Genomic DNA, 14,846 nt, shown 5'->3' with positions numbered 1-14,846 from the left:
CAGTTAACCAATTAGGTTTAATAGTGCCTTAGTTATTATCAACACCGGCACAACTTCGAATGCGCAAAGGTAAAGAAAAAAATGCAACTTACTGAAAGATAAGTATTGCTTTACAAGGGTATAGGATCTTATATACCTATAAACAACCAGTAATACTATAGAAAATAAAGAAATGTATAGCATCGCCATCCCTAATTCGGTCTTTCCGAAGGCTAATAATACGAGGAAGGGCGCCAGCAATATGCCTAACACCTTGTTAATGAGGTATAGTACGAACACATAAGCATCTATCAGATCGGCGATGCCGAACAGCCAGCCGCAAAAACGTAATACCACGTATTTCACGAAATAAACGATGCCTACCAAAGCGATCAGCGCAGGAATCAGTATCCAGGCATTTTCGCCCACGGGATAATCCAGGCGTTTCATCAACAGGTATAAGTACAAACCCAGGCTGATGACGAAAAACACATTCAGCAAAAAGTTAGGGAAAGGCGACTGCGAAAGCTGGTCTTTTAACTGGCGCTGGCTGAGCGTAGGGTTAAAGAAGGCACGGAACAGGTCGGAAAAGTACTTTACGTACGCAGCGCGGATAACACCCAACAGCAGCAATACGCCGGCCACTGTATATATCAGCCAGTCGTCCTGCTGGTCGGGACGTACCGGGTTTATATCATAAAAAGGAGGATCGATTTTCTTGCTGAGCAAGGCGTTGCGCTCGGCTAAACCCGCCATCAGCGTATCGAAATGATGTACCGGCACTACGGTGTCGCGCAGCTGTGCGGCGCTGTCAATTGCAGGAATAGCAAGGGTTTTCGCAACTTGCAGAGAATCCTTCTTAACTTTGGGCACATACGGCCTCGCCACAGGAGGGGCCGTTTGAACTGGAGCAGCAGCGGGCGTACTGTCCGATTGCGCGGCAAGCGGGAAGTAGGCAAATAATAAGACAAGGAAAGATATAATACGCACCGGATAGCTTTTTTACTGCGATGCACCGAATATAGTGCAACTATTCTTGATCAGAAAATTTTGACAAAACTCCCTTGTATTTTCGAGGTTTGCAAATATTAGATCGTTTTCTTTTTTAACAGGAGCCATGGCCGGTATATATATTCACATCCCTTTCTGCAAAAAGGCATGTCATTACTGCAACTTTTACTTCTCCACCTCGGCGCAATACCGCGACGAAATGGTAGACTGCCTGTTGGCGGAAATGGAGTTGCAGCGCAGTTACCTGGCCGCACAGCCCATCTCCACTATCTACTTCGGCGGCGGCACGCCCAGTATTTTACCCGCGTCGGACATCAAACGCCTGCTGGATAAAGCCAGCTCGTTATTCGAAGTCACCACATCTCCCGAAATTACCCTCGAAGCCAACCCCGACGATCTCACACCGGAGAAACTGGAAGAGCTGACCAGCGCTGGTATTAACCGCCTGAGCATCGGCGTACAGTCGTTCCGTGAAGAAGACCTCCGCTGGATGAACCGCGCCCATAACGCGGAGCAGGCGCTTACCTCCATTGTAAACGCGCGCGCGGCCGGTATCGAAAACATCAGTATCGACTTAATATATGGCGGCCCCACGCTTACGAACGAAGGTTGGAAAGAGAATGTGGCCAAAGCTATTGAACTGGGCGTACCACACCTTTCCTGTTACGCATTGACGGTTGAACCTGGCACCGCGCTGGATTACTTCATCGAAAAGAAAAAGATACCGCCGGTTGATCCGGACAAGGCGGCGCAGCACTTTGAAATGCTGATGAACTGGGTGAGCGATGCGGGTTATGAACATTACGAGATATCCAACTTTGCACAGCCAGGTAAACATTCGCGGCATAACAGCAGTTACTGGAAAGGCCAGCCCTACCTGGGTTTGGGCCCTTCGGCACATTCCTATAACGGGCAGTCGAGGCAGTGGAATGTGGCTAACAACCCGCTGTACATGCAAAACATCCGTAAAGGACAGGTGCCTTTTGAGATAGAAGAATTAACCCCGTCGATGAAACTGAACGAGTTTATCATGATATCGCTGCGTACGGCCGCAGGCTGTAACCTCGAGGAAATAGCAGAAAGGTTCGGAGAAGAAAAAAGCCGGCAACTGTTGGCTGCCGGCTCAGAATTTATTGGAAAGGGCTGGATGATGTTAGAAGGTGTTACCCTCAAGCTTACACGCCAGGGCAAGTTTTTTGCCGATGGTATTGCTGCATCGCTGTTCTTTTAGCAACCGTCCTGTATTTCCAGTTCTCCTTTTTTATTAAACTTATAAGTCGGTTTCCCGTTATTCTTATCCATCTGCCAGATGTGTGTCATCTCTTCCGGTACGCCCATTTTATCGTGCATGGTGGCAGTACCTATGCCGTGCATCCTTAACCTGGTAAATACGCCCAGCACCTTGGTAGCAAAAGCTTTGCGCCATGCCTCATCCTGCAGGTACTTCACATCGTTCGGATTGGTTACATAACCGATGTTTAACATTACTGCCGTGGTAGGCGCGTTATCAAGTACATAAATTCCCTTTTCACGTACGATCGGATTCTTCGTTACAGGAATACCTTCCAGATCTTTCAAACTGGTTTGCATTTCCCGGGCTGCATGTACGGAGGAGCTGAAGTACTGATTTTTGTTTGAAATATAAATCTCCGAGCCGCTGGGAGTGGCATTCTGTGCGCCATTGGTGTGTATGCTCAGGAACAGGTTCGCCTTCTTTTTATCCTTCAGCATTTCTACCCGCCCCTTGGGGTCGATAAATTCATCACCAGAGCGGGTGTATATTATTTCGAAACCTGCAGCTTTCGCCTGTGTGGCAATTTCTTTGGTTAGCTGCATAGCCATATCTTTTTCATACGCATCGGCTCCTTTGCTTCCCCAATCATGGCCACCATGGCCTGCGTCAAGAACAATTACATAAGGCTCGTCATTAGCCGGCACTGTGCCCGGAGCAGTTGGTTTTTCAACCATGGCGAAGCTGTATAGCAGCACACCTGCTACGGGAATTACCAGCAGGAAGAATAGTTTTTTCATGTTGTGAGATGGATTAGTGAATAACATCGTAATGCGGCCTTTCAGGGGTTGCATGCTGAAAGTATGAACCGGTAACGACATGCCGGCCGTAGCCAGTTTTAATAATATACCTGCGTAGGTTTTTGCGTTTGTTTCGCCCGACACAATACGGTCTACCTGGTACTCATGCACTTCTTTCACCGATTTTTTATACAGCCATATTACCGGGTTAAACCAGCAAATGACCGTCACCAGCTCCAGCAACATCAGGTCGGCAGAATGGCGGAGCTTCACATGTGTTTGTTCATGCAGGAGGATGTGTGTCCGGTCATCGCTGGCAAAAGCATCGCGGTCAATAAAAATGTAATGGGCAAAAGAGGCATTAATGCCTTTCGTGAGTATAATGCGATAACCGTCTTGTGTAATTCTTTCACTGTTCCGTACCATGCGCCACATGCCTGCCACGGCCAGTAACAGCCGGCCTGCTACGATCATGGCGCCGGCCAGGTATACCATCCATACTACCTGCGGCCAGATGGGAGCCTGTGCTTCGCCGGCTGGTACCAGTTCATCTTCAAACCCGCCAGGCAGTACGGTTAACGTCACCTGTTGTAATGGCTGTATTACCGTCACGGGGGCCGCTGCAAAAGAACTTTCGATCGTTAACTGCGGTATGATTGCCGATGCAAACAGTGCCACCAGCAGGTATATACGTGACCAGCTAAAAAACGTGAGTCGCCTCAGTACTGCGAGGTACAACAGATAAAAGGCCAGCAGGCAAACGGAACTTTGTACCAGGTATTGAAAGAACACCGACATACACGGAGTTTTATTGTTTATCAATCAGTTTTTTCAACGCTTCTATGTCACTCGCTTTCAGCTTTTCTTCCTGCACCAAAAACGACATCACATTCGCAGCAGAGCCATCGAAATAATCGGCGATCATTTGTCGCATAGTGCGTTTACTGTACTCCTCGCGTTTTATTACCGGGTAGTACTCATGCGTTTTACCATACGCTTTATACGCCACAAACCCCTTCCCTTCCAGTATGCGCACGATGGAGGATATAGTAGTGTAAGGCGGTTTAGGCGATTCGTCGAGGTTTTCGATAATATCTTTCACGAACGCTTTGTCCAGCTTCCACAATACCTGCATCACCTTTTCTTCTGCTTTTGTAAGACTTTCCATTGATCATTGAATTGTACAATACGAATGTATAACGTATTTTTCAGTTAAACAACTATTTTATACGTTAATAAACTTATTTTTCAGTTAACCATCGTCAGACAAACCATTAAACCCCCGTTGCGACGCTCCGTTCAACGACAGTAGTACTATTGAGCGAAATACTTGTCGCAAACACACCCACAGGTATAAAAAGCGTCTTCATCGTCCGCTCACCGTCCGCTCAGCTACCGCTCACGCGCCGCTCATCTCGTATGTTCCTTATGTGTGTCCTACTTGTTTCTTCCTGCTCCCACGGGAAAATACTCCGTTCGGGAACAGTTTTTCCTCCGTTCAGGAACAGTTTTCGCCCTGCGGCTGACCGAACTTTACGGAAACAAACTATATCATCATGGCTATCTATACACATAATTCAATCACCTACGGGCTCACCGGAAAGTTCGGGGAACAGGGATATTTCAGGCAACATCACGGAAAAACGGTGTTATGCAAAGTGGAGCATCCTTACGCCGGGCAGGCTACAGCAAAGCAAAAAGAAAGCAATAACCGGTTCAGGCGGGCACAGTTGTTCGCACAATCAGTCATCCACGATCCGGCACGCAAAGCGATTTATGAAGCCCGGGCGCGGAAAGGACGCAGTGCCTACAACGAAGCCATTTCGGACGCCATGCGCGCACCGGAAATCAGACAGGTAAAGGTGGAAAACGGCATTATCAGCCTCCTGGCATTGGACAATTTTGAGGTAACAAAAGTGTATGCGCAGGTGTACGACAACACTGGCATGCTGGTAGAAGAAGGGCTGGCGGTTAAAGTAGCTGGTTTATTTAACTGGCAATACGAAGTAAAGGCTGTGTTTACTGTACGCGTGGTGGTAAAGGCCTTTGACGCCGCGGAAAACTTCGCGGAACAGGAACTTTTCGTAGAGGGCAAATCCCGGCTTTTGCCCAATAGTAATCCTGCCGCTGAAGGGAGTGACACAACGGCGGCTGAACAGGGAACGGAAGCTGGTTACCTAAATAAAACCTTTCTCCAGGGCGAGGAAAGCTTCGCCAGGATTGAGTCCTTCCCAGAGGATGGAGTGAACGGCCTGCGCGATAGGCATGTGGGCGCCGGTGGCCTTGTTGATCTCGAAAATACATTTGGCGGCATAATACCCTTCGGCCACCATATTCAGCTCGAGTTGGGCGGCCTTCACGCTGTAACCCTTACCGATCATGTTACCGAAAGTACGGTTACGGCTGTGGAGGGAGTAACAGGTTACCAGCAGATCGCCGAGATAGGCGCTGGCGTTGTAGTTATGCTGGGTGGTATTGCCTTCGGGCTGCTGGCGCTCGAAGGTTTCGAGAAACTCCTGCATTTCGCGGAAACAGTTGGTGGTGTATACACTCAGAAAGTTGTCGCCATACTCAAGCCCGTGCGCGATGCCACAGCCAAGGGCGTAAATGTTCTTGAGCACAGAAGCAAACTGCACTCCCATCACATCCCTGTTCACAATGGTTTGCAGGTAAGTGTTGGTAAACATATCGGCCAGGAGCTGCGTATTGGGCAAATTAATGCCCGAGAACGTAAGGTACGACAGCTTTTCAGCGGCCACCTCTTCGGCATGGCAGGGACCCGTAATGGTAAAATATTGCTCCAGCGGCAGGTCAAACGTTTCCAACAGGAAGTCGTTGATGAGCATATTGTCGCCGGGTATCAGCCCTTTGATGGCTGACACGATCTTTTTATCCTGTAATGCATCGTTAGAAAGTGGGGCCAGCACATCGCGCAAAAAGGCGGAGGGCACGGCCAGTATGATATAATCGCTGGCGGCAATTACATCAGCTACCGAATTGCTGAGGTGCAGCAACTGCGTATTAAAATATACAGAAGTAAGGTAGTGTTTGTTGTGATGCCTTAACTGCATATGGCGGATCGTATCTTCATTACGCACCCACCATTGCACATTATGTTCATTGTCTGTGAGGATTTTGGCCAGGGCCGTAGCCCAGCTGCCGCTCCCGATAATCCCGATTGTATTACCCATGCTCAACGTGTCCGGAAATTTCCTGCAATGTAAATAATATTGCCGGAACTTATTTAGACCCGCCTTCGAACAACTCGTTCTTGGGTACTACCTGCACCTTTTTACCGTTGCTCAGTTCGCGGGAAACAGCGGCGTATGGCGCGGCTATCACCTGTTCGCCACTTTTAATTCCGCTACGGATCTCGATGTTATTATCATCCTGTATACCGATCGTTACTTCGCGCATACGCACGGTACCATCGGCTTGCAGGATAAACACCACTTCGCGGATATCTTTTTTCTTTTCGGGTTCGTCTGAATTAGCAACTGGTGCGGCAGGCTTTTTATCCTTCTTTTCCACCTTGCCCGTATCGTTCATATCGCGGGTAGTAACGGCGGTGATGGGGATAGACAGTACGCCTTTACCATAACGGGTTTGAATGTCTACGCTGGCGCTCATACCGGGCCTTAACGGGAACACCTTTGCCCTGGAAGGATCGTACAGGTCAGCGTACGACTCGCGCAGCACGCGGATGTGTACGATATAGTTGGTTACCTGGTCGGCCGAGCCGGTGCTGGTGGTAGTAGCAGCATCCTTGCTGGAGCTGGCTATTTGTGTTACCAGGCCTTTGAACTTGCGGTTATTATAAGCGTCTACCTCTATAACAGCCGTATCACCATATTTTACTTTGGGAATATCGTTCTCTCCCACGTCTACCCGCACTTCCATGGTATTCATGTCGGCAATACGCAGCATTTCGGTACCTGCCATTTGTGCAGTACCTACCACACGTTCGCCTCTTTTAACAGGCAGCATGGAAACAATACCACTCATCGGGCTGGCAATGGTAGTACGGCCAAGGTTGGTATTAGCTTCTTTAAGATTTGCCTGCGCGCTTTGAACAGCAAACTTATTGCTGTTTACCTGTTGTACGGCGGCGTTGTAATCAGAGAGGGCAGCTTTGTAGTTAGCATCTGCCGTTTCAAATTCAGAGCGGGCAATTACTTTCTGGTCCAGCAACTGTTTGTTACGATCGTAAACAATTTTGGCCTGGTCCATACGCGCTTTAAAAGCATTAATGGAAGCATCGGCATTGGCCAGTTGGGCCTGCGACTGGCTTACGGCAGCAGAGGCCTTATCGCGCATGGAGCCGTATACATCAGCATAAATACGGGCCAGCACCTGGCCTTTCTTTACAGAGTCGCCCTCTTCCACTAACAGGTCGGTAATTTCGCCTGATACGTCGGAGCTTACTTTAACTTCTATTTCCGGGTAAATTTTGCCGGTAGCCGAAACAACCTCGATAATATCCCTGTTGGCCGCTTTGTCGGCAGCCACTTTAATACCATCATCCTTTTTTCGTCCCTTGAGTACTACAAACACCACTGCCACTACTAGTACTGCCAGTATGATATAAAGTATTCTCTTCCTTTTCATAAACGGTTTTGTTTCGGCCGGCGCCTACACTACAGCGTGATTTTCTGGTCGCGATAGAACTCCAGCAGTTTGATTTTAAATATATAGTCGTAAAGGGCGGACACCTTATCCACCTGTGCCTTAAATAGGTTCGTTTGCGTAGTAATATACTCCACCGAGTTCATTAATCCAACATTGTACCTTTTGGTAGCAAAGTCGTATGCTTTTTGCGATGCCGCTTCTGTAACGGCGGCTGCCTGGTACTTCTGCAAAGCTGCTGCTGCGTTGGCATGGGCCGTATATACATCCTGCCTGAGCTGCTGGCGGTTTATTGCCTGGGTTAGCTCCTGGTTGGCCAGGTCAATCTTTGCCCTGTTCACCGCGCTTTTATTTGCCCAGCCGTTAAGGATGGGAATATTAAGACTAAGCCCGATATATTGGCGGAAGTTATTATTGATCTGTGTACCGAAAGGCGTTTTTTGCGTGTTAAAGCTGTAGTTGGGCTGATAAACACCGTACTCGGCACCGCCTACGCTAACAGCGGCGATGGTATCGTACCCGTTAAACACAGGCGCACCAAACACTTCGCGGGAAGTACTGGCATAGTTGGTACCCATGCTGCCCGCTGCACGAAGGCTTGGGTACTGCTGGGCCTTTGTGGCTGCCAGGTAACGTTCGTACGAAAGCACCCTCGACCGGTCGGCCTTGGCCTGTGGCTGCGTAGACAATGCTGCGCTAAACACCATTTCGGGGGCGGTTTGCGCAATGTCCAACACAGGAGTTTCTTTAATATTAGCCGGAATTTCCGGTTCAAAAGGAATGTTGAAGTCGAGATTGAGGATGGCCTTCATTTGCAACACCGTAATAATAGCCTGGTTGCGCGCCGATACCAGCGTAGAGCTGTCGCGGGCCAGTTGCGCTTCCAGGTCGGCCTGGTTGCTTTCAGGCACAGAACCTGCCGCTACCAGCTTCTTCGTATTGTCCAGCTGCGACGAAGAAAGCGACACCTGCGATTCGCTGATCTTAACCTGTTCATTAGCCAGTAATATCTGCAAAAAGGCGTTAGCGATATTGAACGACATATCGTTACGGGCCTTTTCCAGCAGGAAAGTGCTGGCTTCCAGTTCGTATTTACTGCCTTTGATATTGTTTTGCACACGGAAGAAATTGAACAGGTTGGCCCCTGCGCTAAGACTTAAACCGCTGCTGAAAAGGGTGGTATTATCGAATGAGTTGGTGGTCGGGTTAATGGAACGGCCAAAGTTATACCCCACGTCTGCCCCCCCATTGATGGTGGGCAACTGTGAAAGCTGGTTCTGTTGAAGGGTAAGGGCCGCCAGCCTGCGCTGCAGTTCCGACTGTTTTATAGTTAGGTTATGCTCCAATGCAAATGCCACGCACCGCTCAAAACTCCACTTTTCCTGCGCTATTGCACGGAAGGAACCAACAAACAATAAGGAAGAAAGCAGGGCAGCTTTAACGCATTGATTTAATCTCATAGCCTGACAAAAGTATATTAATTGTAAAAACACCAGCTTCCTCATCTTGATAAATGGCAATTTAAGGGTAGGTATGGTGCAAGGCCATACGAATTTAACGGAAAACATCATATCAAAGGCTTTTATGTATTCAAACCACCGTATTTTTTTATAAATGGATGCCTATTGCACCTTTCCGTCCATAATGCGGACAATACGGTTGCCGTAGGTGGCATTCACGTCAGAGTGAGTTACCTGCACAATGGTGATTTTATCTTTCTCGTTCAGTTCTTTGAACAGTTGCATGATAGAGAGGGCCTGGTCAGAGTGGAGGTTACCCGTAGGTTCATCCGCAAAAATGACCTTGGGTTCGCCTATAATAGCCCGGGCAATACCCACCAACTGCTGCTGACCGCCCGAAAGCTGGTTAGGGAACAGGTCTTTTTTAGCCACGATGTTAAACCTGTCGAGTATGTCGGCTACACGGCTTTTACGTTCGGCGGCCGGTACGTTACGGTACAACAGCGGCGTTTCTATATTCTCGTACACGGTAAGTTCGTCGATAAGATGATAAGCCTGGAACACGAAACCGATGCTGCCCCGGTGCAACTGGGTACGCTTTTTTTCGTTCATCTTACTCACCAGTTCATTGTCGAAATAATACTCTCCCGCAGAAGGCTCTTCCAGCAGGCCCAGGATATGCAACAGCGTCGACTTCCCCGAGCCGCTGGGGCCCATGACAGACACAAACTCACCTTCATGAATATGCAGGTCGATGTCTTTCAGGATGTCGTTTTTACCAAAACCAACCGGGTAGTGCTTGGAAATATGCTTTAAGTGGATCATAACTAATATAGATGTCTTTATAAATATAAAAAGGTTATTCTGATCTTAATGATTTTACCGGGTTGGCGAGGGCAGCTTTAACAGACTGGATGCTTACCGTGAAAAGGGCAATTATAATGGCGGAGAGGCCTGCCAGTACAAACACCCACCATTGCAGGCCCACATTGTACGCAAACCCGTTGAGCCACTGCCCCATGGCGTACCACGCCAGCGGGGTGGCAATAACAATAGCGACGATTACCAGTTTAAGGAAGTCGCGGAACAGTAGTACCACAATAGCGGCTACACTGGAACCCAGTACTTTCCGGATGCCAATTTCCTTGGTGCGTTGGGTAATGGCCATAATAGCGATGGCGAACAGGCCCATGCAGGAAATAATAATAGTGATGATAGCGCCCGCCACGAACAGCTGCGTCATTCTCTTCTCCTCATTATATTGCCTGTTCACGTTCTCGTCGAGGAACGAACCACGGAATTCAGCCCCCGGCAGTATTTCAGCCCAGGCTTTTTCCACACGCGCCATAGAAGCTGGCAAATCGTTGGGCTGCACTTTCACAAATGCGTAGGAAACATTGCGTGCCCCTTCCGTCATGTTCAGCGATAACGGTTCTATTTTCCTGTTCAGCGATTTAAAGTTGAAGTCCTTCATAATGCCAATCACCTGGTGCTGCTCTCCATCTTCATCAAACTTTATAAACTTGTTCACAAGATCTTTATCGCCCAATTGTTTGGCCATCGTTTCATTGATAACTATTGCCGTAGAGTCGGACGCCATTTCCCGGGAGAAGTCGCGGCCGGCCACCAACTGGATCCCCAGCGTTTGCAGGTAATCGTAGTCGACGCACAGCCAGTGTGTATATACCTCACGATCGTTATAATCGAAACTGATCACTGAGTTCATGGACGAGCCATCGCGGCCCAGCCCCATATTATTATCGGCCCCCGTTACACCCAGGATGCCTGGCTGTGCGGCGAGTTTATTACGCAATAACCCCATCAGCACGTCTCTTCCCATTTCTCCCGCCAGTGGCATGCTGATCACCTGCTCTTTATTAAACCCAAGCGGTTTGGAGCGCAGGTAATTCGTTTGCTGCCAGGCCACCAGCGTACAGCAGATCAGCAGGGCAGAGAAAGCAAATTGCACCACGATGAGCGAGTTACGTACATACTGTTTCCTGCCAGGTTTTACACTGCCTTTTAAGGCCTGTACCGTATTAATGCGCGTCATCACCAGCGCGGGATAAACACCCGCCACCAGCGTCATTACTACAAACACCAGGAAGATGGAAAGCAGTATGGTAGGCTGTATGATCATACTCATGGTAAGCGGCACCCTTAGCCAGGCATTGTAGCCCTTCATCAATACAGCCGTAAGCCCGATACCCAACGCCAGGGCGATTAAACAAATAAGCACCGCTTCGCCCCATAACTGCACGATTAACTGCAGGCGCAAAGCACCCATCGTTTTGCGCATTCCTATTTCCTTTGCACGGTTAAATGCGCGGGCTACCGAGAGGTTTATAAAGTTGATGCAGGCGATAAACAACACAAAACCTGCAATGAGCAGCAGCAGGTAAGGCACTGTCCTTTTGATATCGCCCCCCGTACCACTCACGTTGTTGAAGTGTATATCACTCAATGGTATGCCGCCAAACTTCTTGATATACCCATCCGCGTCGGGTTTGGCACCATCGCGTTTGAGTTTTACAAGGTCATCCGCATAGTACTTATTTACCACCGCCTGGCTATGTTTTTCCAATCCTTCCGTGGTAGCATTATCAGCGAGTTTTACAAAGATCTCCGTGCTATAGTTCGTCCATACGTCCTTATTAGAGGCATAGGATGGATGGTTCTCTATCAACATCAGTGCGCCAAACGTTAAGTCGGAGTTCATCGGCGCATCCTGTATCAGGGCACTGATGGTATAGCTGTTCCAGGTATCCCCGAGTTTAAGCGACACCTGTTTGCCCACCACATCTTTTGTTCCAAACCACTTAACCGCCGACTTTTCACTGATCACGATGTTACTGCGTTCGTCCAGCGGGGTTTTACTACCCGCGATAATAGGGAAAGAGAAGATGCGGAAGAAGTCGGGATCAACAAACCGGATGCCCATACTGCCATTTTTCGCACCGAAGCGGTAATGCGCCCCACCGCCCAGGAAACGGGTAGATAATTCTACCTCAGGCATATCCTGTTTAATCACATCTTGCAGGGGCATGGGCATATTAGACTTCGGAGTAGCTCCTTCCGCCTTATTTTCCAGCTCAAATACCTGGTAAATGGAAGCGCCGTTCTCATGAAAGTTATTGAACGATAGCTGGAAGTGCGCCGTAACCGCCAGCAGCAAAGCTGCCGCCACCGCAACGGCCAGGCCGGTAACATTAATGGTGGAAGTGCCTTTTGACTTCCAGATGTTTCGCCAGGCGAGTTTAAAATAGTTCCTGATCATAACTTAATGTTTTATTATTCCGTCCGCAATGCGCGGGCGGGGTTCATCACAGCAGCTTTAACAGAATGAAAACTTACCGTTAGCAGCCCGATAACGATAGCCCCGGCACCTGCCAGCACAAATACCCACCACTCAATATTTATCCTGAACGCATAATCGTTCAGCCATTTGTGCATCGCATACCAGGCCAGCGGTGTGGCAATAAGCAGCGCTATCACTATCAGCCTGATTACCTCTTTCGTAAACAGCGCCACAATGCCCGTAATGCTGGAGCCCAGTATTTTCCGGATACCGATTTCCTTCGTGCGTTGCGTGGTGGCATGTATAGAGAGGCCGAGCAAACCGAGGCAGCTGATAATGATCATCAGGGCCATAGCCCAGGACAGCAGTTTACCGAGCGCCAGTTCGCTATTATAAAAGTTCGCTATTTCATCATCATAAAACTTTAGCGTAAAATCCATTTCCGGGAATACCTCAGCGGCAATTGTATTTATTTCAGCTATCGTTTTTTTCCAGGTGTCGGCGCTGCCTGGCTGTAATAGTATGTTGTAATCATAACAGTTCCTGATGTTACTGGTGATGAGTATCGGCACTATCTCAGCTTTTAAGGACCGTACGTGGAAGTCCTTAACGACGCCGACTACAGGCAGCTTCTTATCATTCCATTCAATGAAAGAGCCAATAGCATCGGCGGGATTTTTAAAGCCGGCCTCGCGTGCAGTCGTTTCATTCATAATAAACTCCCGTGCCGTATCGCTGGGTAACAGGTTACGGCCTGCCAGCAGCTTAAGACTATATATGGGCAGGTAGCTGGTATCGGCAATTTTGAACTGTAGGGTATGAGAGCGTCTTTCCTTTTGATTCAGGAAATATACCCCGCTGGACATAGAATTATTGCTGGCAGGCGGCTGATTGCTACGCCCTGCCATCTTAACGCCCGCCACATGCTGCAATCGTTCTGCAAACAACTGCCTGTTAGCCGCAGAGGCCTTGTAGAAGATAGAGCCGTGCAATATCGCCTCTTTACTAAAGCCTAAATCCTTTGTTAAACCATACCTGATTTGCTGCCCTACGATTATGGTGGCAATAATAAACACCAGCGCAATGGTAAACTGCGATACCGTAAGCACCTGTCTTAACCACGATTTGCTACTCCGCCCCGCTACCTGGTTCTTTAACACCGATACCGGCTCGAAGCGCGACATTACCATGGCAGGATAAAATCCGGACAAAAGACTAATAACTAATACCAGTAACAATACGAACATGATTACATGCGGCTGGAACAGCGTACTGAATGTTACCCCTTCAGGAATAAACGAACGGAATAATGCCAGGATAACAGGCACCAGCCCGATGGAAAAAAGCGTGGACAGCACCGTCAATAAAAGGCTTTCGCCCAGGAACTGCTGAATGAGCCGCGACTTAGAACTGCCCATTACCTTTCTCACTCCTATCTCTCTTGCACGGCTGCCCGCCTGCGCGGTTTGCAGGTTGATAAAGTTGATGCAACCTAAAATAAGCAGGAACGCCGCGGTAAATAATAAGCCTGTTAACGTGGCTTTGCTGGCAATACGCTGGTCGAATGCACCATAGCCATTATTGAAGTGCAGGTCGCTGAGCGGCTGTAAAATATAACTGGCCTTAGAATCCGGCGATGGTTTATTGTACTTGTTGCGTAACGAGTCAAGCCCGGCCTGTACCACTGCCGGCGATGTACTGTGATGCATTTTGACGAACAACTGGTTGGCCGAGTTGGTGCTGCCCCACTGTGCATCCGAACGCGCATCTGCCAAACCAGCAGCAATAAGCGTACGGCGCGAAATGAAAGTATGGAACCTGAAGTCGGTATTACCCTTTAAATCGGCCACCACGCCAATTACCTGCGTATGCACCGTATCATTATAAATGATCTCTCTGCCAATAACGTCGGCAGGCGCTACACCAGGAAAATACTTAGCGGCCACACTTTGCGTAAGCACCAGTTTATACGGTTCCTCAAAAGCAGCGGCGGTGCCAGCCAGCCATTCGTAGTTGATCAGCTTAAAATAATTAGTATCCGCAAACATGCTCCCCTCCTTACTGCGGAACGTTGTAGCCGTTCCTCCCAACCGCACCTGTACATCTTTAAGTAAACTAAAGAACGTGGTCATCTCAACTCCCGGTACTTCTTCCCTGATTGCCGCTGCCAGGGGAACAGGCACGCCGGAGGTTTTCATATTAAACTCCCCGAACGACAAGTCGGTCACTACGCGATAAATCTGGTCGTTATCTTTCTGAAACTTATCGAACGAAGAATCGTACTGTACGATCATGTATATCACCAGCGCAGCGCTGATACCAACGGCGAGGCTGGCCATATTGATCATGCTCAGCACTTTGTGCTTCCAGAGGTTGCGCCAGGCGATTTTGAAGTAGTTTGAGAACATTATACTTTTGGTTTTCGCTGTTCGTAATAATTT

At 48.7% G+C, this 14,846-nt stretch carries 10 protein-coding genes; 1 reads left to right on the top strand and 9 read right to left on the bottom strand.

What is annotated here, in order from left to right; all coding sequences use genetic code 11:
• Window positions 1-3: 3 nt before the first annotated feature.
• Window positions 4-969 (bottom strand): DUF4271 domain-containing protein, encoded by a 966-nt coding sequence (locus tag QZT80_RS20970; protein WP_295126761.1) that lies wholly within the window; start codon window positions 967-969, stop codon window positions 4-6.
• A gap of 127 nt (window positions 970-1,096) precedes the next feature.
• Between QZT80_RS20970 and hemW the strand changes: the two genes are divergently transcribed.
• On the top strand, window positions 1,097-2,221 hold the full coding sequence (gene hemW / locus QZT80_RS20965) for a radical SAM family heme chaperone HemW (protein ID WP_295126759.1): 1,125 nt from the start codon (window positions 1,097-1,099) through the stop codon (window positions 2,219-2,221).
• On the opposite strand, the gene QZT80_RS20960 is transcribed toward hemW, so the two are convergent.
• The 8 genes from QZT80_RS20960 to QZT80_RS20925 all read right to left on the bottom strand — a co-directional run bounded on the left by QZT80_RS20960 (window position 2,218) and on the right by QZT80_RS20925 (window position 14,813).
• Window positions 2,218-3,819 carry a M56/M15 family metallopeptidase gene (locus QZT80_RS20960; RefSeq protein WP_295126757.1) on the bottom strand — a complete coding sequence of 534 codons (1,602 nt, stop codon included), beginning with the start codon at window positions 3,817-3,819 and terminating at the stop codon, window positions 2,218-2,220. The genes hemW and QZT80_RS20960 overlap by 4 nt on opposite strands.
• A 10-nt stretch (window positions 3,820-3,829) precedes the next feature.
• Window positions 3,830-4,189, bottom strand: coding sequence for a BlaI/MecI/CopY family transcriptional regulator (locus tag QZT80_RS20955; protein ID WP_295126755.1), 360 nt, complete (start codon window positions 4,187-4,189; stop codon window positions 3,830-3,832).
• A gap of 1,009 nt (window positions 4,190-5,198) precedes the next feature.
• On the bottom strand, window positions 5,199-6,212 hold the full coding sequence (locus tag QZT80_RS20950; protein ID WP_295126753.1) for an NAD(P)H-dependent glycerol-3-phosphate dehydrogenase: 1,014 nt from the start codon (window positions 6,210-6,212) through the stop codon (window positions 5,199-5,201).
• 49 nt (window positions 6,213-6,261) lie between these two features.
• A complete protein-coding gene (locus QZT80_RS20945; RefSeq protein WP_295126752.1) occupies window positions 6,262-7,629 on the bottom strand; it encodes an efflux RND transporter periplasmic adaptor subunit in 1,368 nt (455 codons plus the stop codon).
• 29 nt (window positions 7,630-7,658) lie between these two features.
• On the bottom strand, window positions 7,659-9,107 hold the full coding sequence (locus QZT80_RS20940) for a TolC family protein (RefSeq protein WP_295126750.1): 1,449 nt from the start codon (window positions 9,105-9,107) through the stop codon (window positions 7,659-7,661).
• 162 nt (window positions 9,108-9,269) lie between these two features.
• Window positions 9,270-9,932 carry an ABC transporter ATP-binding protein gene (locus QZT80_RS20935; protein WP_295126748.1) on the bottom strand — a complete coding sequence of 221 codons (663 nt, stop codon included), beginning with the start codon at window positions 9,930-9,932 and terminating at the stop codon, window positions 9,270-9,272.
• Window positions 9,933-9,966: 34 nt separating this feature from the next.
• Window positions 9,967-12,384 (bottom strand): ABC transporter permease, encoded by a 2,418-nt coding sequence (locus tag QZT80_RS20930; protein WP_295126747.1) that lies wholly within the window; start codon window positions 12,382-12,384, stop codon window positions 9,967-9,969.
• A gap of 14 nt (window positions 12,385-12,398) precedes the next feature.
• The gene (locus QZT80_RS20925) at window positions 12,399-14,813 is read right to left on the bottom strand and encodes an ABC transporter permease (RefSeq protein ID WP_295126745.1); all 2,415 of its coding nucleotides are present in this window, start codon (window positions 14,811-14,813) and stop codon (window positions 12,399-12,401) included.
• Between the last annotated feature and the right edge of the window lie 33 nt (window positions 14,814-14,846).

Origin of the sequence: uncultured Chitinophaga sp. (assembly GCF_902168175.1) — a bacterium.
Taxonomy (GTDB): domain Bacteria; phylum Bacteroidota; class Bacteroidia; order Chitinophagales; family Chitinophagaceae; genus Chitinophaga.
Note: the sequence above shows the minus strand (reverse complement) of the source record. Positions and strands in the feature narration are given on the sequence as shown.